We start from the raw sequence: 21186 nt of genomic DNA, 5'->3' as shown, positions 1-21186 counted from the left end.
GCCGTGTGGCTGGACGATGTGTTCAAGCCGGCGATGAACCGGGCGCTGGAGGCCGAGGGCCATATCCCCGGCGAGCTGGTGTTCGGCCGGGACGACGACGATCCCAAGGCCGGGCTCACGGACGGGGGCCTGGGGGAGCGGTTCTCCAACGGCTGGGGCGCGGCGGCCCACGTGCCCACCATCCTGATCGAGAACCATAGCCTCAAGCCCCACGCCCAGCGGGTGCTGGCCACCTATGTGTTCCTGGAGACGTCGCTGCGGCTGCTGGCGGACCAGGGCGCGGGCCTGCGGACGGCGATCACCGCCGACAGGGCGCTGCGGCCGGCGCAGATCCCGGCCAACTTCACGCCCGGTAAGGCGCCGGCCCGGATGCGCAGCTTCAAGGGCATCAAGTACGAGACCTATGAGAGCGCGGCCTCGGGGCGGCGCGAGATCCGCTGGCTGGGAGAGCCGGACCCACAGCTGTGGTCCCTGCCCCACTTCCTGTCGGAGCCGACCCTGACGCTCTCGCGGCCCAAGGGGTACTGGGTTCCCGGCTATCGCAGGGACTTGATCGAACGGCTGACGCTGCACGGGGTGGAGATGGAGGCGGTCAGCGCGCCCACCACGGTGAGCGTCGAGATGCTGCGGCTGGCCAAACCCGAGATCGCCACCCAGGCGGCCGAGGGGCATGTGGCGATCACGGTCAAGGCGGTGACAGCCGAGCGCCGCGACTGGACCTTTTCGCCGGGTTCGGTGCGGATCTCGACCGACCAGCCCCTGGGAGACCTGGTGGTCCTGCTGCTGGAGCCGCAGTCCAGCGAGAGCTTCTTCGCCTGGGGCATGATCCCCGAGGTGCTGACCCGGGTGGAGTACATCGAGGCCTACGCCATCGCGCCGCTGGCGGATAAAATGCTGGCGGCGGATGCGGCCTTGAGGGCCGAATTCGAGGCGAAGCTGGCGGCGGACCCGAAGTTCGCGGCGAGCCCCGGGGCGCGGCTGGCGTGGTTCTACAAGCGCACGCCGTTCTACGACGACCGCTACCTGCTCTATCCGATCGGGCGGGAGGTTTAGGGAGGCCCCTAGACCTGGATGAAGGGCTGGAAGCCGCCAAAGATCATCCGCTTGCCGTCGAAGGGGGTGTTGGTCTTGTCGTATTGGTTCATGCGCGGGTCTTCCATGACCTTGGCGTTGATCTCATCGCGCTTCTCCCGGCTTTCGTAGACGATCCAGGAGAAGACTACGACTTCGTCGTCGCTCGCCTGGACGGCGCGGGGGAACGAGGTCAGTTCGCCATAGGGCACGTCGTCGCCGAGGCATTCGACATAGGCGAGCGCGCCCAGCTCCATCCAGACCTCGGCGCCCAAGCGCGCCATGGCCTTGTAGTCTTCGATCTTGTCCTTGGGGACCGCGAGAATGAAACCGTCGACATAGGACATGGGAACCTCCTGTGTTGTTTCCTGATCCCAGGACGCACCAGGACGGCGCAATCCGACAAGCAGCCTAACGGCCGTTCCGGCATTTCCGTCGCGTCAAATGGGCTTGAGGGCCGCAAACCCTTGCGGGGCCTTGTGTCGAACCCCTGACAGAGCGGGTTTTTCTGAGCCCGGCTCGCCACCAATCGAGCCGCGCCGCGTTGGGACAGCAACCCCACCGCCCTCGATCAGGATACTCGACATGCCCAAGCCCAAAGACGCGCCCGTGAGCGCCGAAACCTCCCATGTCGGAAGCGGCGGGGAACTGCATCAGACCGCCGGCGCCCCCGAGGCGCGGATCACCACCAATTTCGGCGTGCCGATCAGTGACCACCAGAATTCGCTGAAGGCCGGCGCCCGGGGCCCCAGCCTGCTGGAAGACTTCGTCCTGCGGGAGAAAATCCAGCACTTCGACCATGAGCGCATTCCTGAGCGCATCGTCCACGCCCGCGGCTCGGCGGCTCACGGCTTCTTCGAGCTGACGGAGTCGCTGGAGAAATACACCCGCGCCAAGATCCTCACCGAGGTCGGGGTGAAGACCGAGCTGTTCACCCGCTTCTCCACCGTGGCCGGCGGGGCGGGCAGCGTGGACACGCCGCGCGACGTGCGCGGCTTTGCGGTGAAGTTCTACACCAAGGAGGGCAACTGGGACCTGGTGGGCAACAACATCCCGGTGTTCTTCATCCAGGACGCCATGAAGTTCCCCGACCTGGTGCACGCGGTGAAGATGGAGGCCGACCGCGGCTATCCGCAGGCCGCCAGCGCCCACGACACCTTCTGGGACTTCATCGGCCTGATGCCCGAGAGCATGCACATGATCATGTGGGCGATGTCGGACCGCACCATCCCGCGCTCCTTGCGGATGATGGAGGGCTTCGGCGTCAACACCTTCCGGCTGCTGAACGACAAGGACGAGGCCACCTTCGTGAAGTTCCACTGGCGGCCCAAGCTGGGGACCCAGTCCACCTGCTGGGACGAGGCGGTGAAGATCGCCGGCGCCGATCCGGACTACCACCGCCGCGACCTGTTTGAGTCCATCGATAGCGGCGCATTCCCCGAGTGGGAGTTCGGCGTGCAGCTGCTAAGCCAGGACGAGGCCGACGCCCTGCCCTTCGACATCCTCGACGCCACCAAGCTGATCCCGGAGGAGCTGGTCCCCATCAAGGTGATCGGGCGGATGGTGCTGAACCGCAATGTCGACAACTTCTTCGCCGAGACCGAGCAGGCGGCCTTCCTGCCCACCAACATGCCGCCTGGGATCGACGTCTCCGACGATCCGCTGCTGCAGGGGCGGCTGTTCTCCTACCAGGACACCCAGCTGTCGCGGCTGGGGACGGTGAACTTCCACCAGCTGCCAATCAACCAGGCGAAGGGCTGTCCCTTCCAGAACTTCCAGCGCGACGGCCACATGCAGATGCAGATCCCGGTCGGGCGGGCCAACTATGAGCCCAACAGCCTGGCGCAGGGCGGCGAACCCGGCGGGCCGCGGGAGGACCCCATGGGCGGCTTCCGCACGGCGGCGGCGACCGACAGCGGGCCGAAGGCGCGCCTGCGCGCCGAGACCTTCGCCGACCACTACAGCCATGCGCGGTTGTTCTATGCCTCGCAGACCACCATCGAGCAGGCCCACATGGCCAGCGCCCTGGTGTTCGAGCTGTCCAAGTGCAGCTTCGAGCATGTGCGGCTGCGCATCCTCGGCAACCTGCAGAACATCGACACCGACCTGGCCCAGCGCGTGGCCGACGGCCTGGCGATGGACCTGCCGGCCAAGGCCGAGGCGGCGGTGGAACCCGTCGACATGGACGCCTCCCCGGCTCTGCGTATCGTCGGCAAGTACCCCGAGACCCTGAACGGCCGGGCGGTGGGCATCCTGGTCACCGACGGCGCCGACGGCGCGGTGATCAATGCGGTGAAGACGGCGGCTCTGGCCGAAGGCGCCAGCGTCAAGATCATCGCCCCCAAGGTGGGCGGCGTGAAGCTGAAGGACGGCAAGATGCTGCCGGCCGACGGTCAGCTGGCCGGCACCCCCTCGGTGCTGTTCGACGCCGTGGCCCTGGTGCTGTCAGAGGCCGGCTGCGCCGAGCTGCTGATGGAGAGCGCGGCGACGGACTTCGTGTCCAACGCCTTCGTCCACCTGAAGGCCATCGGCTTCACATCCGAGGCCCAGCCGCTGCTGGACAAGGCCAATGTAGAGGCCGACGCCGGCATCGTGGATGTGGCCCAGGGCGCGGTGGCCTTCATCCCACCCGCGCGCACCCGCCAGTGGGACCGCGAACCGAAGGTCCGCATCCTGGCCTAGGGACGACATGAGCGCGACGGCCTATCGCCCTTTTCCCCGCCAGGAGTAGGGCGACCGGGCGTTGGCTTCCCTCAGCTGTCGTCATCGCGGAAGGCAGCGTCAAAGTCCTGGCCGCCATAGAAGATCCTGACGATTTGAACGTCATCGACGGTCACGCGGAACACGATGGTGGCGCGGCGCTCGAAGCCCAGGGTCCGCAGGCCTGGCGCCAGGTCGTCACGGCGCGATCCGCGTTCGGGAAAGGTGGTCAGGGACCTGCACGCCTGCTCGACGCGGTCGATGTAACCGCCCGCCACGGCGGGGCTGGCCTCGTCAGCGATGTAGTCAAAGAGGTTCAGGAGATCGTCCAGCGCGGCCGGGCGAAAGGTGATCTGGCCCGGCACCGCCTAGGCGTTGCGTTTCGCCGCGTGGGCGCGAACGCGGGCGAAGGCGTCCTCGATGGGAAGATCGGCGCGAGGGTCGGCGAGCGACTGTTCGACCTTGCGCCGCATCCATTCGTCGAGAGCGGTTTCCTCACGATCCAAGGCCCGCAGACCGGCGCGAAGGACTTCGCTGGCTGAGGCGTAGCGACCGGAGCGGACACGGGAGTCCACAACGTCCTGGAGCTCTCCCAGTGTGACGGTGACGGGACGACTGGAACGCGGCATGACGACCTCCTCACGTTCCGAGAAAGTATGACACTGTCACTCATACCGCAAGCGGCTGACCTATTTCCGGCCCTTGAACCCCGTGGCCACCAGATAGGTCTCGGAGCTGTCGGCGCGCGAAGCCTTGGGCTTCATGTTCTTCACCTCGGTGAAGTGGTGCTTGAGGTTGGCGATCACCAGGGAGGTCTCGCCGCCCTGGAAGGCCTTGGCGATGAAGGAGCCGCCGGGCTTCAGCACGCTGATGGCGAAGTCCACGCCGATCTCGATCAGGCCCATGATCCGCAGGTGGTCGGTCTTGCGGTGACCGACGGTGTTGGGCGCCATGTCCGACAGGACGACGTCGGGCGCCCCGCCCAGCATCTTGATCAGCAGCGGGCCGCATTCGGGATCGGTGAAATCCATCTCGATGATCTGGGCCGGCGAAATGGGATCGACCGGCAGCAGGTCGACGCCGACGATCTCGGTGACGCCGCGCTCGATGGCGACCTGGATCCAGCCGCCGGGGGCGGCCCCCAGGTCAATGACGCGGGCGCCGGCCTTAAGCACATGCAGGCGATCGTCGATCTCGGTCAGCTTGTAGGCCGCGCGGGAGCGATAGCCGTGGGCGCGCGCCTTGGCGGCGAAGGGGTCGTTGACCTGCCGCGACAGCCAGGCTTGGGACGACGGGGTCCGCATCTTGGCGGTCTTCAGGCGCGCGGGCTTGCCGCGGCCCTCCTCGGTGCCGCCCATGGGCGGCTTGACCATGCGCTTGCGGGCCGGAGGGAGTTCGTCGGTCATTCGGCGGCCTGGGGCAGGGGTTTGCCGCGACGGCCGCGGCGGCGTTTGCGGCGGCGGCCGCCACCGCTATCGGACATCAGGGACATCAGAATGCCCTCGCGCAGGCCGCGGTCGGCGACGCGGACGCGGGTGCAGGGCCAGAGCTCCTGGACGGCCTGAAGGATCGCGGCGCCGGCCAGGACCAGATCGGAGCGGTCGGGGCCGATACAGGGCTGGTCGGCCCGCTGCTGGGCGGTGAGGTTGAGCAGCAGATTGGCGGCCCCCTCGCACTCGTCCCGCGTCATCCAGATGCCGTCGACGCGAGATCGGTCATAGCGCGGCAGGCGAAGGTGCATGCCGGCTAGGCTGGTGATGGCGCCCGAGGTGCCGATCAGGTGGGCGCGGTCCTCGTCGAAGATCGGCCGCATGGGGTCGGCGTGGCGGAAGGCGGCGAGGTCGAGCTTCACCCGGTCGACCATGGCGCGGAACCAGGCCTCGGTGGCGGTCTCGCCCTCCGGGAACTGTTCGGCAAGGGTGACGACGCCGATGGAGATGGAGAGCCAGGCCTTGATGGGCAGTTTCGAGGCCACGAATGTGCTGAGCTCACCGCCCAGGCCCTCGCCCTTGAGATCCACCCAGGAAAGCTCGGTGGAGCCGCCGCCCACGTCCACCACCAGGGCGGCGTCGGCGCTGGTGTCCAGCAGGTTCAGGCAGCCGGCGACGGAGAGCTGAGCCTCTTCGCGGGGCGCGATGATCTGCAGCCGCAAGCCGGTCTCCTCGAAGACCCGGTCGATGAATTCCTGGCCGTTCTCAGCCATTCGGCAGGCCTGGGTGGCGATGGCCTTGAGCTTGACGACCCTCCGGCGGCGGACCTTCTCGGCGCTGACCTTCAGGGCGGCCATGGCGCGTTCCATGGCGACCTCCGACAGGCGGCCGCTCTGAGTGAGCCCCTCCCCCAGCCGCACGATGCGCGAATAGGCCTCCACCACCCGGAAACTCTTGCCGGACGGCGTGGCGATCAGAAGCCGGCAGTTGTTGGTTCCGAGGTCGAGGGCGCCATAACAGGGCGCATCACTCCCGGACCTCTCCCGGCCATTCTTACTGGCGCCGGGCGCAGACGCGCTTCCAGCCTGATCGCTCATTCAGGCGCCCGGAAAGCGCGTAAACCAAGAGGGGGAAACACGCCTTGCGTGTTTCTGCGCGCCTCAGACATGGACCAACCTTAAGTCCTCGCAGACACCGGTACGGGCGCCTCGTTTCAGGGCGAGTGTAGCAAGACCATTCGCCTGCCGGAAGGCGCGCTCTTGAACACGGACGCGTGAGCGCTACGTTCACCTCCCAGTTAGGTACGACGGTGTAGATTCTGTTCATGGACGCTCGACTCGAAAAGCCAAACGCTGGCCACCTGCCCAACCCCGCGGCGATCGCGGATATCCGGCTGGCCAAGTTCGCCATCGGCGACGTGGTGAAGCACCGCGTGTTCGCGTTCCGCGGCGTGATCTTCGACGTCGATCCCACCTTCGCCAATACCGAGGAGTGGTGGCAGTCGATCCCAGAGCATATCCGGCCGCGCAAGGACCAGCCGTTCTACCACCTGCTGGCCGAGAACGATGACAACTCCTACGTCGCCTACGTCTCCGAGCAGAACCTGCTGCCTGACGAGAGCGGCGAGCCCGTGGGCCACCCGCAGGCGCCGTTGATCTTCGAGAGCTTCAACGAAGGCCACTACACCCTGCGGCCGCGCATCAGCCACTAGTCAGCGGGTTCCCCCATTCCGCCACTCTGTGGGGGAAGGTGAAGGGCAATCCGCACCTTCGACGCCTCGTTCGGCGCAAGGTTTTCGCGGTCGCCCCCCGAAAAGCGGCGTGGTTAGAACGGAACTTCCGGTCGATTGACCTCATTCTGACGGCATGAGCGCTGACGGTTTTGCATCGACCCCGCCTGCGGGCGCGAGGCCTGACTGGACCATCGACCAGGACTGGGCGGCCTATACGCCGGCCGAGCATCAGGTCTGGATGACCCTCTATGAGCGGCAGTCTAGGCTGTTGCCGGGGCGGGCCTGCGACGCCTTCCTGCACGGCCTTGACGCCCTGGACCTGCATCGCGGCGGCATTCCGGACTTCACACGGATCAATGAGGAGCTGGGCCGGCTGACCGGCTGGAGCGTGGTGGCGGTTCCGGGCCTGGTCCCCGACGAGGTGTTCTTCGATCACCTGGCCAATCGACGCTTCCCGGCGGGCCGGTTCATCCGCAAGGCCGAGCAGCTGGACTATCTGCAGGAGCCGGACATCTTCCACGACGTGTTCGGCCACGTGCCGATGCTGACCAATCCCACCTTCGCCGACTACATGCAGGCCTATGGCGCGGGGGGGCTGACGGCGATGGACCGGGGCCAGCTGCACAACCTGGCGCGGCTCTACTGGTACACCGTCGAGTTCGGGCTGCTGGAGACGCCGGAGGGTCTGCGGATCTATGGGGCCGGCATCGTCTCGTCCCATGCGGAGTCGATCTTCGCCCTGGACGACCCCTCCCCCAACCGACTGGGCTTTGACCTGGAGCGCGTGATGCGCACCCCCTATCGGATCGACGACTTCCAGCAGGTCTATTTCGTGGTTCCGTCCCTGCAGGCCCTGCTGGACGCGACCCTGCAGGACTTCGGGGCGCTCTACGAGCGGCTGGCCAGGTCAGGGGATATTCCGATCGCCGAGGTGGAGCGTGGGGACCGGGTGTTCACGCGGGGCACGCAGGCCTACGCGGCGGCTCGCACATAGCGTTCCCCCACCGAGGGGGAAGGGAGCTAGCGAGCCTCCATCAGCAGTTTCAGGCCCCGGTCCACCTCGGCCCGCTGTTGCGGCGTGAAGAGCTGGTAGCGCCGGGCCTTGCTGCTGGCGGCGGCTTCGATCCGGTCCTCGGTCACGTAGATGATCTGGCCCTGGTAGGCGCCGGTGACCGGCGTCCCGTGCCGGAGGTGCAGACCCTCGAGCTGGATGGCGCAGGCCTGGAGGTTGGGCACGCTGTTTGATATGGGCCGGAAGTCCTGGGCGCCGTTCATGGCCGGGGCGAGGCGCCAGCAGACACCGGTGTGGGTCGGCGGCTTGAGTGACTTCTCGCAGGCCGACAGGGCCAGCAATCCCGCGATACCGATCAACACGCTTCGCAGCATCAATAGTCCCTGCGCCACCGCACGGCGAGCTTGCCGTCCCCCTGGCTGGCGAGCCTGGAGATGATGGACAGGTTCTTGCGCACGCGCCACTCCACCTGGGCCGAGGGGCCTTCGCGGCCGCCGCCGGTCAGTTCCAGATAGACGTCTTCCGTCAGATACTTGCCACCGGAAATTGTCATGCCGCTTTCGCCGCCGCCAGCCAGCGCCAGGCGGTCGAGGCCGGCGAAGTTGCGCAGGTTGCCGATGACGTCGAAGCCGCCGCCGCCGGCCAGCGACGACAGGGCCGACGCCAGCTGAGCCGCTTCGAGCGGCGAGAGCTGCGAGGCCGAGCGGCCGAACAGGACGTTGGACAGTACCTCGTCATTGGGCAGGGTCGGCGTCGAGCTGAGGGTGATCTCCGGCTTGGCCGCCGTGCCCCGGATGCTGACCACCGCGGTCAAGGAGGGGTCGTCGCGGGTGGCCGAGAGGCTGAGGCGAATGTCCCGGGGCGAGGTGGCCAGATAGACCACCCCGCGCGGGTCGAACTCGAACCGCTTGCCCGCGAAGTCGTACTCGCCACGCACCACCCGGGCGACGCCGGAGAGCACCGGCCGGTTGGTGTCGCCGCCCACATGGGCGTCCAGGGACAGCTCCACGTCCAGGCCCCGCCCCCGCAGATAGATCCGGCGAGGCGCGGTGAGGGTAACATCGAGGTTCACCCCCAGGCCCCGCCGCGCCACGGCCTGCTGCGCGACCCCGAGGTCCATGGGCTTGTTGACCTCGATGACCTCCATGGCCACCACGCCGGACGGGGTCGGCGTGCGCGCCGAGACATCGGCCCGCTCCACCAGCAGCTTGCCCGCCAGCCGGACCTTGCCGGCGACGTCCCGGTCCAGGGTGACCTGACCGCTGGCCGAGGCAGTGGCCTGGTCGTTGTCGATGAGCCGGAAGGCGGTGAGATCGAGCTTGAACGTGCTGACCCCGTCCTGGCTGATCCGCCCCGAGCCGGTCGCTGAGCCGCCGTGGCCGTCGGCGCCAGTGGCGCGGGCGACATTGATCACATTGTCGGTGAGGGTCGCGCGCACGATCACCTCGCGCAGCACCAGGCCGGTGGCCCCGTCAGAGAAGCGGCCGTCGTCCACCGACGCCTCGCCGCGCGTCTTGATGTCGGCCAGGGTCCCGCCCAGGGTCCCCTCCAGCCGCACCCGGCCCGCCAGTTCGCGTTCGCCGCCCACCAGCAGGTCCCACAGGGGCTTGACCTCGCCGTCGGCGAACACCCGGCCGCGTATCGGCTTCTGGCGATTGAGGGCCACGCGGAAGGGCGCGGCCGAGGCCTCGGCGGGGAGGACCAGGTTGGCGGTGGCCTTGAGACCTCCGGTATTGGAGAGGTCGGCGTCGATGACCATGCTGCTGTCGGCCAGGCGCGCCTTGAGCACGCCGTCGAGGCCCTGGGAGACGTCGGAGCCCTTGGCGCGGGCGTCCTCCAGCCTGGCGTCCAGGGTCCCGTCGAGGCGGGCGCCCTTGCCGGCCAGGTTCAGATCGGCGTCCACCTTGCCGGTGAGGTCCTCGTTGAAGAGGCCCAGGCCGAGCTGGCGCAGTTGGGCGCGGACCTGGGCGGTGTCGCCCGCCAGCCTGCCGTCGAAGTCGATCTCGCCGCCGTCGGACGCCGCCAGGCGAAGGCGCGCGCTGCGCTCCGGGCCACCGACCTTGAAGACGGCGGTCTCCAGGGTGCGCAGGTCACGGCGGCCGTAGCGGCCCATGCCGTCGAAGGCGATGACGTAGCCGGGCCTGGCCTGGGTGATCACCCCCTTGCCGTTGAAGGCCCAGGGGCCGTTGCTCGAGGCGCCCTTGACGTCGGCGGCGTAGGGCAGCCGGGCGAGCGGGCCGTCGGCTGTGACGCGGCCCGCGCTGATGGCGACCCGGGAGCCCGGCAGGACCGCGTTCTGCGCCCGCAGGTCGAGGCTGGCGCGAGGGCCGCCCGAGGCGTCGACGATCTTCACCGCCCCGGTCACCTGTCCGCCGTCCAGGAAGGCGCCCTTGGTGAGGTTGATGGCCAGGTCGGCCGACGACGGCGTAGACCGGCGCAGGGCGAGCGCGCCCGTCGCCTTCAGGCCGCCGGCGTCGATGGCCAGGTCGCGGAGATCGACGCCGCCCTCGGGGAAGCGGAAGGCGGCCTTGGCGGCGGCCGGGCCGTACTCGCTGGCAGCCGCCAGGGTCACGAGGCCGCTGGAGCCGTCGGGACGGCGCATGAAGGTCAACGTCATCTTCGCGGCCGTCAACGGCAGGCGCGGCACATCCAGGGCCTCGAAATCGGCCAGCAGGTCGGCGCGGGGCTCTCCGAGCGTGCCAGTGATGGCGCCGGAGCCCTTGGCCTTGCCGGTGATCTCGACGGGGCCGGCGCGGAACGGGCCGTCGGCGGACCAGTCCAGCTTGAACTTTAGGGCGCCGTTCTCCAGCACGCCGGCGCTGGTCGCCTTGACGGCCGCACCGTTCAGCTCCGCGCTGGCCAGCGAGATCTTGCCGTCCTGGATGTTTCCCTTGGCCGAGAGGCGCGGCGACGCGCCCAGCAGGCGGTCAAGCTCGGCGTAGCCGGAGGCGAACTTGGCGCCCCTCGCGTCGGCCGACAGAGTCCAGGGTTTGCCCGGGCCCGCTTGTGTGGCGCTCCAGGTGGCGGACGCTGAGCCCCTGGCGTCGGTCCTGGCGGCGGCGAGGTTGGAAACCTCGGCGGCGCCCTTGAAGTTGAGGCCGCCAATCAGGCCACGTCCGCCGCTGGCCTGGACCTTCAGCCCCGCACCGGCGGCCTGCAGGTCGCGCAGGGAGAGGCGGCCGTCGGCCAGGCGCTGGGCGTCGAAGCTGGCGGTCGGCCTGGCGCCGAGGATGGCGGCGAGCACGCCGGTCCCCTTCCCGCCCGCGCCGCTGGCCTGGCCCTTCACCGAGAGGACGCCCGCCCTGCGGGTGAGCTGGATGGGACCGCTGACACGGTCCAGGCCGTAGGATCCGAGCTTCAGGCGATCCACAGACAGGGTCCCGACGAAGCGTGCGTCGTTGGCCGTGCCGGTCAGGACGCCAGCCGCGCGCGCAGGCCCCATCTGCGGCCCGCCGCTGATCTTCGACAGGCTGGCGGTGTCCAGGGTCAGCGCCAGGCCCTTGGGACCGGTGCGGCGTTCGCCGATATTGCCCTTGCCCCTGGCCACCAGGGTCAGGTTGGCCGACTGCGCGCGGGCGGTGAGGTCCTGCAGGCCAGACTCGGCCTTGGCGCCGGTGATGACGAACAGGGCCTGGGGGCCCAGACGGGCTGAGAGCTTGCGGGTCAGGGTCGAGGCGGTGAGGTCGAGACGGCCATTGGCCTGCCCGCCCTCGGGGCTCCAGGCGCCCTGCATCTCCAGGGGCGTGGCGGCGCCGGAGGTGACGACGGCGGTGAGCTTGCCCGCCGACATCTTGCCGTCGGCGCGGGCCTTGAGGTCGAAGGCCTGGTTCGCCGGGAGACCGGCGGCCCCGGCCAACGCCCCGCCCTGGGCCTCGTGGACATCGGCCACCAGCAGCAGGGGCCGGGTCTCGCCGAAGTCGAACTGCACATCCAGGTCGTCGCCGGCATGCAGGACGCTGGCGGCGGAGACGCGGCCCTGCTGGCCACCGCCGCGCCGCTGGATGTCGAGGCTGGCGGTGACATCGTAGAGGCCGCGCCGGTAGCTGAAGGCCGGCTGCAACTCTAGCCGGGTCTTGATGAGGTCGATGTCGAAGGAGACCGGCAGTCCGCTGGATTTCTGCTTTGGCGTCAGGGTCGGGCGGCGCAGCACGGTGACCTGCTCTGCGGTGATCGTCTCGGCGTGCAGTTTTCGGGTCAGAAGCTTGGCGTAATGCCATGAAATATCGAGGTTCCTCGCCTCGAGCCAGACGCCTTTCTCGTCGGAGATGGTCAGGCGGCGCACCGAGAAATGACGCCAGACGTCGCCGGAAAGGCCCTCGATCCGCAGCGTCCCGAAGCGGCCGAGCTTGAGGCCGTTGGCGCGCGACTCGATCAGCATGCGGCCCTGGGGCAGCAGTACGCCGTAGCGGGTGGTGAGCAGCAGGCCCGACAGCACGACGGCCACGACGGCGCAGATCACCAGGATCGCCTTGGGCAGGCTGCGGCTGCGGGCGACCTTCACCACGGCGGCTTCCACCTCGTGGACCACCTCCTCGATGTCGGACGGGCCGGTCAAAAGCTCTGCCCGATGCTGAGATAGATCTGGAAGGCGGCGTCGCCCTTGCGCTTCTCCAGGGGGATGGCGATGTCGGCGCGGATCGGGCCAAAGCCGAGGTCATAGCGGACGCCGATCCCGGCCCCCACGCTGAGGTCCTTGAAGCTGGGGACCTGGTTGGAGCCGATCGACCCCGCGTCCATGAACACCACCACGCCCCAGCGCTTGCCGATCTTCTGGCGCAGCTCCACCGAGCCTTCGAACAGGGAGAGGCCGCCCTGGGGGGTGTTGTCGGCCAGGCGCGGGCCGATGGCCTGGTAGGCGTAGCCACGCACGGAACCGCCGCCGCCGGAATAGAACCGCCGCGAGGCGGGAACCTCCGGCATCAGGCCGCCGATGGCCGAGCCCAGCTTGAGGCGGCCAGCCACGACGGTGCGGCCCTTCTCGTCGAAGGGGAAGTAGATCGAGCCCTGAGACTGGGCCTTCAGATAGGGCAAGGTGTCGGCGCCGGCGATCAGGGTCGGCTCCAGCCGCGCCTCCACGCGCCAGCCCCGCTTGGGGTCCAGGGGATCGTCGGAGCGGTCGAGGGCCATGGCGCCCAGCGCCGAGGCGATGACCAGCTTGCGGCCGAGGGACGACAGGGTGACCGGCTGCAACTCCTGGGTTTCGCTGTAGTCCAGGGAGGCGCCGACCGTGACGTGGGAGGTCTTGCCGAAGCGGCGCTCGACATCGGCGCGGACGCCGACGCCGGTCTCATCATAGGCGTCGGTGTAGACGCGGTAGAGGCCGGCCTGGCCCTTCAGGGTCTGCTGGGCGCGGCGCCAGTGCGGCAGGGTCAGTTCGCCGCCCAGACGGCTGTCCACCGTGGAGGCGCGCCCGTAGTAGGAGAGCGTGTCGGCGCGGCCCAGAACGTTGTAGCGGGTCCAGCGGGCGTCGGCCCCCACCCCCTCGCTGGTGGAATAGCTGGCGCCCAGTTCGAGGGTGCGGCGCTTGCGGTCGGAGATACTGACAATCACCGGGCGCAGGCCCTCTGTGGTCGCCTTCTCCTTGCCGGCCAGAGCGACGGTGACGCTGTCATAGACACCGGTGTCCAGCAGGCGGCGCTCCAGCTCGCCCACATCGTCGGGATCGTAGGGCTCGCCGATCTTCCACGGGGCCAAGCCGCGCAGCCAAACCGGGTTTGTGCGGCCCGGCGTCACCAGTTCGATGCCGTCCAGGAGCACCAGCTCGCCCGAGACGATGCGGAAGGTGGGGCGGACGCTGTGGTCGGCGTGGTCGACGATCACCTGGCGGTCGCCCGACGTGACGTCGGCATAGCCGCGCTTCTGCACGGCGGCCACGATGCGGCCTTCAGCGCCCAGGACGTCGGCGGCCCGTCCGGCCTGACCGTTGGCCAGGCCCAGCACCGCCTCGCCGGCGATCTGCACGCCGGGCGTGGGCTCAGGCGTGACCCACTCGACCTTGGGGTCCTGGATGGTGAAGCGCTGGCCGGGGATGACCTTGACCACCGGCTGGGCGGGCTCGGTCTCAGTGACGTCGGCCTCGACAGTGTTGGCGTAGTAGCCCTCCGACCGCAGGACGGCGACCGCATCCTCGGCGGCCTCACGGGCGCGCCTGCGGGCCTCGAAGCGGTTCTCGATCGGCTTGTCGGTTTCGCCCACCGCATTGGTGATGGCGTCGCGCAGGCTGTCGGACAGTTCGCCCTCGACGGCAGCCTTCGGGGCCGCAGCGTGCGCGGAGTCTGGCGTCCCTTGGACACAAAGCGCCGCTGAGGCGGCGACGGCGAAGACCAGTCGTCCCAAGGTTCAAGAATCCCTGCCGTCCCCATCCCGGGTCTATCTCGGGTCGCCTTGCCTTGTCACCCCGCCGGAGACGCGCAAGGTGCTTTCAAACCAAGCGGAAGCCTGCCCAAATAGTGGGCAGCAACTCCTGCGTCGTCCGCCGATTCCGAAAAGCCGCCCCTTTGCCCGGGGCTCTCCCTACGGTCGGAACCAAGGCGAAGCAGAAGGATTATCGCAGAGGTGGAGTGGGGCGTGGCGACGGCGAAGAGATCGGACACCAACGCCATCGAGATCTCGGATGGGGCGATCCCCTACGACGAGATGCTGACTCTCGCCGGTGAGGTGCGCAGCCACTACGCCGGCCTCAATGAACGCATCGCCACCCTGGCCTCCGAGGACATGGCTGAGCGCCAGCGGACGCTGGAACGGTTCTTCCTGCTGCAGGGCATCACCTTCACCGTCTATGGGGCCGAGAGCTCCACCGAACGGATCATTCCCACCGACCTGCTGCCGCGCATCATTCCCGCAGAGGAATGGGCGACCATCGAGAAGGGCCTGACCCAGCGTCTGCGGGCCCTGAACATGTTCCTGGCCGACATCTACGGTGAGCAGCAGATTCTGATGGACGGGGTGGTGCCGCGCGACCTGGTGCTGATGGCGCCGTCCTACCGGCGCGAGATGCAGAACCTTTATGTTCCGCACCAGGCCTACGCCAATGTCTGCGGCTCAGACCTGATCCGCCAGCCGGACGGCGCCTTCGCGGTGCTGGAGGACAATCTGCGGGTCCCCTCCGGCGTCTCCTACATGTTGGCCAACCGAGAGGCCTCCAAGCGCACCTTCCCCGGCACCTTCCGCGCCTCGAACGTGCGCGCCGTCGACCGCTATCCCGACCTGCTGCTTTCGACGTTGAAAGGCATGGCGGCCGACTGGCGGCCCAACCCTCAGGTCGTGGTGCTGACGCCTGGTGTGTACAACTCGGCCTATTACGAGCACGCCTATCTGGCGCGGCTGATGGGGGCGCCCCTGGTGGAGGGCCGCGACCTCGTGGTCCACGACAACATGGTCTACATGCGGACCACGACGGGACTGCGCCGCATCGACGTGATCTATCGCCGGGTGGATGACGACTTCATCGACCCCCTCACCTTCCGCCGGGACTCCGGGCTCGGGGTCGCGGGGCTGTTCAACGCCTATCGGGCGGGCAACGTGGTGATCTGCAACGCGCCCGGCACCGGGGTCGCCGACGACAAGGCGGTCTATGCCTATGTTCCGGAGATCATCAAATACTACCTCGGCGAGGACGCCATCCTGCCCAATATCGAGACCTTCCTCTGCCGCGAACCGGCCCAGCTCAGCCACGTTCTGGCCAACCTGGACAAGTTGGTGGTCAAGGCGGTCGGCGCGTCCGGCGGCTACGGCATGTTGATCGGACCACACGCCAGCGCCAAGGAGCGCAGCGAGTTCGCCGACGCCCTGCGCGCCGACCCGTGCAACTACATCGCCCAGCCCACCATCCAGCTGTCGACGGCGCCCTGCCTGATCGACGGCGAGATCGACCCGCGCCACGTCGACCTGCGCCCCTTCATCTTGTCGGGCGAGAAGATCACTGTCACCCCCGGAGCCCTGACCCGCGTGGCCCTGAAGAAGGGCTCGCTGGTGGTGAACTCCAGTCAGGGCGGCGGTTCCAAGGACACCTGGATCCTGGCCGCCGACGCCGAGGAAGCTCAGTCATGATGCTCGACATCCCTCATTGCAAAGGCTCGCGAGCATGATGCTCGCGAGGGTCGCCGACAGCCTCTACTGGATGGGCCGCTACGTGGAGCGGGCCGAGCACATGTGCCGGCTGTCGGACGTGATGCTCAACGCCACCCTGGACCGCAGCGACGCCGCGACTCAGGTCGCCCGCATCGTTCTCGCCGCCGTGGGCGACAACGATCCTGCGAAGGCCAATTCGCCCTATGACGCCGCCCGCGCCCTGGCGCTGGATCGCGAGGATGGCGGCTCGATCACCACCTCCCTGTCGCTGGCCCGCGAGAACGCCCGCCAGGTGCGCGACCAGATCACCAGCGAGACCTGGGAGCGGCTGAACCTGATCTATCTGCGGGTCACGGGGCCGGGGGCGGCCAAGGCCTTCAACGACGGCTCCTCGGCCTTCCTGCACGACATCATCGCCGACCTGCACCTGTTCAAGGGCGCGGCGGACGCCACCATGAGCCACGGCGAGGGCTGGCGGTTCCTGCTGCTGGGGGTGCATCTCGAGCGCGCCCAGCTGATCGGCCGCCTGCTGGAGGTGTTCTTCGGCGACGCCCGCAAGCGCCCGATCACCGACCACTTCGCACTGACCAGCCTGCTGCGGATGAGCTGCGCCCTGGAGCCCTATCTTCGGCGCTACACCGCCGACGTCCGGCCCGAGCTGATCCTGGAATTCCTGATGTTCGACGAGGACTTCCCCCGGTCGATCCGGTTCTCCACGGCGCGGATCGAGGAGCACCTCTCGGCCGCCAGCCGCTATGTGGACGCCGGCCACGCCGGTCCCGAGCGCCTGGCCGGCCGCCTGAAGGCGCGCCTGCAGTACGCCGATGTCGAGAACATCGAACTGGGCGGCGCCGGCGCCCTGCTCACCACCGTGCTGGACGAGTGCGAAGCGATCCACACGGCGATCTACGACACCTTCGTCGCCTATTCCCTCGAGATGCGGTTGCCGGCCTGATGCTTTTGGAAGTGCGCCACGTCACCCAGTACCACTACGCCGCCAATGTGCGCGAAAGCGTCATGGAGCTGTGGATGCAGCCCCAGAAGGGGGCGCGCCAGCGGCTGGTGAGCTTCGAGCTGGAGCTGGATCCGCCCGCCCAGCTGTTCTCCTACGCCGACGCCTTCGGCAACGCGGTCTATCATTTCGACGTACCGCAGCCGCACGACCGGCTGAACATCCTGGCGCGCTCGGCCGTGGAGACCCAGCCGACCGCGGTCCTGCCCAACGCCCTGGACCTGGGGGAATGGGACCGGCTGAAGAGCGACTTCGTCCGCGGCGAGAACTTCGACTTCCTCCACCATCACGGCTTTGCGGTGGAGTCCCAGGCCCTCAGCGCCTTCGTGGCGGAGGCAGGCATCGACCAGCTTCGGGTGCGCGACCCGCTGAGCGCCCTGCGCGAGCTGTCGACCATCATCTACCGGTCCTTCGCCTATGAGCCGGGCCTGACCGACGCCGAGAGCCCCATCGACCTGACTCTGAACGCCAAGCGCGGCGTATGCCAGGACTTCGCCCACATCATGATCGCTATCTGCCGGTCCTGGGGCATCCCCGCCCGCTACGTCTCGGGCTACCTGTTCACCGACCGCAAGGGCGGCGACCGTTCCGACCCCGACGCCACCCACGCCTGGGTGGAGGTCTTCCTGCCCAGCCTGCGCTGGGTGGGCCTGGACCCCACCAACAATGTGGAGGCCGGCGAGCGCCATATCGCCGCCGCCGTGGGCCGCGACTACAACGACGTGCCGCCGTCGCGCGGCGTCTACAAGGGCGAGGCGGAGAGCCAGCTGGCGGTGGGCGTGTCCGTGCGCCGCGCCAAGGCGGCCCTGACCGAGCCTGAGTTCATCCGGGTGGCCCAGCCGTCCTTCAGCCGCGGCGGACGCCGGCGTGGCCCGCCCGGCTCCCTGAAGTACGACCAGCAGCAGCAACAGCAGCAGTAGCGGCTAGATCAGGCGGAACAGGGTCAATCCGAGCAGGAAAGCGCCCACCGCCACGAAGCCGACCTCCACCAGCACCGCCCGCTCGGGCGAGGTCCGCAGGCTCATCAGGAACTGGAGCAGCTCATCCATGCGCGGCATAACGCCGCCAATTGATGAATCTCTCGTTAAAGTTGAGACGGCGCCCTTACGCGCTGAAGATGTATGCCTTCTGAGCGGTCAGGCCGAGCTTGTCGCCGTGCCTCAGGCCTTCGGCGGAGTTACGTTCGAAGGCCGCTTCGATGCGCTGACCGCCAGGCGTCCTGCCCTCGATCCTGGCCACCGGTCCCTGCACATTTATGCGATCGGTGGTGATGAAGAAAGCCTCCTCGCCGGCCGGAGCGCGGATGAGGTCGTGGGGACGCACAAAGGCCACGGCGGCGCCGTCGGCAGCGCCCTGGCCCGGAAGGGCGATCTCACCCCCCGTGAACCGCCCGCCCTTGACCGAACCCTCCAGACGATTGGCCTCGCCGACAAAGCCCGCCACGAAGGCGCCGGCTGGATGGTCATGGACCTGTTGCGGCGTGCCCACCTGCTCGACGACGCCGTGGTTTAGGATCGCCACGCGGTCGGCCAGCTCCAGAGCCTCTTCCTGGTCATGGGTGACGAAGATGGTGGTGACACCGGTGGCGTCGTGGATGCGGCGCAGCTCCCGGCGCAGGGACCTGCGCACCGTGGCGTCCAGGGCGCCGAAGGGCTCGTCCAGCAGCAGGACGCTAGGGCTGACGGCGAGCGCCCTGGCCAACGCCACGCGCTGGCGTTGGCCGCCGGAAAGCTGGGCCGGATAGCGTTTGCCCAGGCCCGGCAGCTCCACGAGGGTCAGCAGGTCTTCCACTCGCTTGTCGATCTCGGCCTTCGAGGGTTTGGCCGCGCCCTTCCGGACGTCCAGGCCGAAGGCGATGTTCTTGGCCAGCGTCATGTGGCGGAACAGGGCGTACTGCTGGAAGACGAACCCCACCTGGCGCTCGGCCGCGCTGGCATAGGTCATGTCCCGGTCGTCGAATAGGATCTGGCCCTTCTCGGGAAACTCCAGGCCGGCGATGGCGCGCAACAGGGTGGTCTTGCCCGAGCCGGAGGGGCCCAGTAGGGCCAGCAGTTCGCCATCGGCGATCTCCAGGCTCACCCCGTTCAGGGCGGGGTATCGGCCGAAGGTCTTCTCCACCGAGCGGATGGAAATAGTCATGGGGTCTCTTGGTCAGTGACGGGCCGGCCGCGATTGCGGCTGAGCCATCTCGAGCAGGGTCTCAAAGCCAGGGTGACGATAGTCAGACTGCGGATAGCGCCTGAGACGACCGCGCCCATCGGAATCTACGGCCATTGTCTATCTTCTGAGGCCGTTGCGTGAAAGCCTGACCGTCCCCCACAAGAAAGCCCCGCCCTCACTGAAGAGGACGGGGCTGCTGACGCCACTGGTAAACTGTGTCTTAGCGGTGATAGCCGTTGTTACTGTTGTTGCTGTTGGCGAGGACCTGGATGATCAGGCCGGTGGCGATGGCGGCCAGCACGTAGTCATTGTCGGCCCGGACCCAACGGTGGCCGCGGGGCGGCGCGCGTAGGCCGTAGCGGCCGTAATCGTTCACATAGTAGTGCGAGCTGCGATAATGGCTCGGCAGGCGCTGGCCCCGACGCCAGGCGTGGCCGCTGTAGTGGCGCTGCTGCTGACCGTAGGCGCGGCGATTTTCGCGACGCTCATCATAGCGGTAGGCGCGACGATCATCGTAACGGTCGTCGTAGCGGTCACGACGGTCGTCATAGCGGTCGCCGTAATAGCCTTGCTGATACTGGCCCTGGTAGTCGCGCTGATACTGCGCCGGCTGAGCCATGGCGGCCGTACCACCCAGCAGGGAAAGAGCGAGGGCGGCGGCGATTGCGCGTTTCATCGGGGTAACACCTTTGAGGGAGCTTCGAGCCGGCGGCTCTCTGCGTTCTCGCCAATATGCGACCGGCCCCCTGAACCTGTTTTAAACAGCGCGGGTCATCTCCTCTTCATCATGTTGGCGAGCGCGACTTGCTCACGGCATGGACGCGCCCTATGGTCCGCGCCGCTTCGCCCGGTGCGCTTTTGCTCGCCGCGCAAGGGCCGGTAGCTCAGTGGTAGAGCATTCGACTTTTAATCGAATGGTCGTGGGTTCGACCCCCACCCGGCCTACCAACATATCGCGACATATGTTGGACGTGTCCCCGCCACACGGGCATTCCAAGGCCTGCGGCGAAGCTGTACCATTGCGGCATGCGCGCGGCTTTCCTCTCCCTTCCGCTCCTGGCCTTGCTGGCGGCCTGCACGACGGCGCCCGCCGACGGTTCGCCGCAGATCCAGACCACCTCAGCCGCCAACCGCGAGAACGTGCAGAGCGCGGTGGCCGCGCCGCTGCGGGACGTCAATGTGTTGCGCACCAAGATCCCCCAGGTGCTGCTGGACGCCATGGCCGACCCCTACGCCCTGCCCGTCCCGGCCACCTGCGCGCGGATCACCAGCCTGATCCTGCCGCTGAACGGAGCCCTGGGCGCGGACCTGGACGAGCCGCTGCAGGATGGGGACGACCTGATGGTGCGCGGGCGCGGGGCGGCGCTGGGCGCCGTGGCCGGGGCGGCCTCGGGCCTAATCCCGTTCCGGGGCTGGGTGCGCAAGCTGTCGGGGGCCGAGCGGCACGACGGCCTGGTGTCAGCGGCGATCGGCGCCGGCGCGGTGCGGCGGGCCTATCTGAAGGGGCTTGGAGAATCCCGCGGCTGTCCCCTGCCCGCCCGGCCGTCCCACGACCTGGTGGAGCGCCAGGAGCCCATGACCGAGACCCTGAAGCCGCGCTACCCGATCCGCTAGAGTCCTTGCTTGTGTGCTTTCGAACGGCGAACCGGTTCCCACTTCGCCTGAAAGCTTACGCGTGCTGGCGGCTCTTGAAGTCCTTCCGGAACTGCTCGAACCGGCCCTGCGAGATCGCGTCGCGCATCGCCTGGGTCAGGGCCTGGAAGAAGGCGATGTTGTGCCAGGAGAGCAGGACCTGGCCGAGGATCTCCTCGGACTTCACCAGGTGGTGCAGGTAGGCCTTGGAATAGTGACTGGAGGCCGGACAGGCGATGGTCTCGTCGAGCGGCGTGTCGTCCTCGGCGAAGCGGGCGTTCTTCAGGTTCAGAGCCCCCTCCCAGGTCCAGGCCTGGCCGTGACGGCCCGAGCGGGTCGGCAGGACGCAGTCGAACATGTCGACGCC

Annotated in this window: 19 protein-coding genes, 1 tRNA gene and 1 pseudogene; 9 read left to right on the top strand and 12 right to left on the bottom strand. The window is 68.2% G+C overall.

Features of this window, described 5'->3' with window-relative positions; translation table 11 throughout:
- A pseudogene (locus RMO97_RS09065) lies at positions 1-1053 on the top strand (carboxypeptidase); the annotation flags it as partial.
- Positions 1054-1061: 8 nt separating this feature from the next.
- On the opposite strand, the gene RMO97_RS09060 reads toward RMO97_RS09065, so the two are convergent.
- Complete coding sequence (locus RMO97_RS09060) at positions 1062-1418, bottom strand: DUF1428 family protein (protein WP_310540485.1); 357 nt, start codon at positions 1416-1418, stop codon at positions 1062-1064.
- 238 nt (positions 1419-1656) lie between these two features.
- Between RMO97_RS09060 and RMO97_RS09055 the strand changes: the two genes are divergently transcribed.
- Positions 1657-3753, top strand: a complete 2097-nt coding sequence (locus tag RMO97_RS09055) for a catalase (RefSeq protein WP_310540484.1) — start codon at positions 1657-1659, stop codon at positions 3751-3753.
- 71 nt (positions 3754-3824) lie between these two features.
- On the opposite strand, the gene RMO97_RS09050 is transcribed toward RMO97_RS09055, so the two are convergent.
- Genes RMO97_RS09050 through RMO97_RS09035 form a run of 4 tightly spaced genes read right to left on the bottom strand, consistent with a single transcriptional unit; the run spans position 3825 to position 6298 of the window.
- A complete protein-coding gene (locus RMO97_RS09050) occupies positions 3825-4136 on the bottom strand; it encodes a type II toxin-antitoxin system RelE/ParE family toxin (protein WP_310540483.1) in 312 nt (103 codons plus the stop codon).
- A gap of 3 nt (positions 4137-4139) precedes the next feature.
- Complete coding sequence (locus tag RMO97_RS09045; RefSeq protein WP_310540481.1) at positions 4140-4400, bottom strand: type II toxin-antitoxin system ParD family antitoxin; 261 nt, start codon at positions 4398-4400, stop codon at positions 4140-4142.
- A 60-nt stretch (positions 4401-4460) separates the two neighbouring features.
- Positions 4461-5177, bottom strand: coding sequence for an RlmE family RNA methyltransferase (locus RMO97_RS09040; protein ID WP_310540479.1), 717 nt, complete (start codon positions 5175-5177; stop codon positions 4461-4463).
- Entirely contained in the window at positions 5174-6298 is a 1125-nt protein-coding gene (locus tag RMO97_RS09035) for a Ppx/GppA phosphatase family protein (RefSeq protein WP_310540478.1), read from the bottom strand. Before RMO97_RS09035 ends, RMO97_RS09040 begins: the two co-directional genes overlap by 4 nt.
- Positions 6299-6525: 227 nt before the next feature.
- Here RMO97_RS09035 and hspQ point away from each other — a divergent pair, with 227 nt between their 5' ends.
- A complete protein-coding gene (hspQ, locus tag RMO97_RS09030; RefSeq protein WP_310540477.1) occupies positions 6526-6912 on the top strand; it encodes a heat shock protein HspQ in 387 nt (128 codons plus the stop codon).
- A 154-nt stretch (positions 6913-7066) separates the two neighbouring features.
- On the top strand, positions 7067-7927 hold the full coding sequence (phhA, locus tag RMO97_RS09025) for a phenylalanine 4-monooxygenase (protein ID WP_310540476.1): 861 nt from the start codon (positions 7067-7069) through the stop codon (positions 7925-7927).
- A gap of 26 nt (positions 7928-7953) precedes the next feature.
- On the opposite strand, the gene RMO97_RS09020 is transcribed toward phhA, so the two are convergent.
- The 3 genes from RMO97_RS09020 to RMO97_RS09010 are packed head-to-tail and all read right to left on the bottom strand — an operon-like array spanning position 7954 to position 14281.
- Positions 7954-8319: a hypothetical protein gene (locus RMO97_RS09020; RefSeq protein ID WP_310540474.1), complete on the bottom strand. Its 366-nt coding sequence runs from the start codon at positions 8317-8319 to the stop codon at positions 7954-7956.
- Positions 8319-12500 carry a translocation/assembly module TamB domain-containing protein gene (locus RMO97_RS09015; protein ID WP_310540472.1) on the bottom strand — a complete coding sequence of 1394 codons (4182 nt, stop codon included), beginning with the start codon at positions 12498-12500 and terminating at the stop codon, positions 8319-8321. The genes RMO97_RS09020 and RMO97_RS09015 overlap by 1 nt, the downstream gene beginning before the upstream one ends.
- A complete protein-coding gene (locus RMO97_RS09010) occupies positions 12497-14281 on the bottom strand; it encodes an autotransporter assembly complex family protein (protein WP_310540470.1) in 1785 nt (594 codons plus the stop codon). Before RMO97_RS09010 ends, RMO97_RS09015 begins: the two co-directional genes overlap by 4 nt.
- A 300-nt stretch (positions 14282-14581) precedes the next feature.
- Between RMO97_RS09010 and RMO97_RS09005 the strand changes: the two genes are divergently transcribed.
- Genes RMO97_RS09005 through RMO97_RS08995 form a run of 3 tightly spaced genes read left to right on the top strand, consistent with a single transcriptional unit; the run spans position 14582 to position 17947 of the window.
- Positions 14582-15994 (top strand): circularly permuted type 2 ATP-grasp protein, encoded by a 1413-nt coding sequence (locus RMO97_RS09005; RefSeq protein WP_310540486.1) that lies wholly within the window; start codon positions 14582-14584, stop codon positions 15992-15994.
- A gap of 34 nt (positions 15995-16028) precedes the next feature.
- On the top strand, positions 16029-16970 hold the full coding sequence (locus tag RMO97_RS09000; RefSeq protein ID WP_310540468.1) for an alpha-E domain-containing protein: 942 nt from the start codon (positions 16029-16031) through the stop codon (positions 16968-16970).
- Positions 16970-17947 carry a transglutaminase family protein gene (locus RMO97_RS08995; RefSeq protein ID WP_310540466.1) on the top strand — a complete coding sequence of 326 codons (978 nt, stop codon included), beginning with the start codon at positions 16970-16972 and terminating at the stop codon, positions 17945-17947. Before RMO97_RS09000 ends, RMO97_RS08995 begins: the two co-directional genes overlap by 1 nt.
- Positions 17948-17950: 3 nt before the next feature.
- Here the strand turns inward: RMO97_RS08995 and RMO97_RS08990 are convergent, their stop codons facing one another.
- From RMO97_RS08990 to RMO97_RS08980, 3 genes are all read right to left on the bottom strand, one after another.
- Positions 17951-18076: a hypothetical protein gene (locus tag RMO97_RS08990; protein ID WP_310540464.1), complete on the bottom strand. Its 126-nt coding sequence runs from the start codon at positions 18074-18076 to the stop codon at positions 17951-17953.
- 55 nt (positions 18077-18131) lie between these two features.
- Entirely contained in the window at positions 18132-19166 is a 1035-nt protein-coding gene (locus RMO97_RS08985; RefSeq protein ID WP_310540462.1) for a sulfate/molybdate ABC transporter ATP-binding protein, read from the bottom strand.
- A gap of 241 nt (positions 19167-19407) precedes the next feature.
- Positions 19408-19863, bottom strand: a complete 456-nt coding sequence (locus tag RMO97_RS08980) for an RcnB family protein (RefSeq protein ID WP_310540459.1) — start codon at positions 19861-19863, stop codon at positions 19408-19410.
- 197 nt (positions 19864-20060) lie between these two features.
- Here RMO97_RS08980 and RMO97_RS08975 point away from each other — a divergent pair.
- Positions 20061-20135 (top strand) — tRNA-Lys (locus tag RMO97_RS08975).
- A gap of 78 nt (positions 20136-20213) precedes the next feature.
- Positions 20214-20801 (top strand): hypothetical protein, encoded by a 588-nt coding sequence (locus tag RMO97_RS08970; RefSeq protein WP_310540458.1) that lies wholly within the window; start codon positions 20214-20216, stop codon positions 20799-20801.
- Between the two features lie 55 nt (positions 20802-20856).
- Here the strand turns inward: RMO97_RS08970 and RMO97_RS08965 are convergent.
- Positions 20857-21186, bottom strand: a 330-nt coding sequence (locus tag RMO97_RS08965; protein ID WP_310540455.1) for a tRNA-guanine transglycosylase, incomplete at its 5' end; no start/stop codon positions are given.

The sequence above is a fragment of the Phenylobacterium sp. genome (assembly GCF_031425575.1).
Classification (GTDB): Bacteria; Pseudomonadota; Alphaproteobacteria; order Caulobacterales; family Caulobacteraceae; genus Phenylobacterium.
The sequence above is the reverse complement of the archived record's forward strand: the minus strand, read 5'-3'. Positions and strand labels throughout refer to the sequence as shown.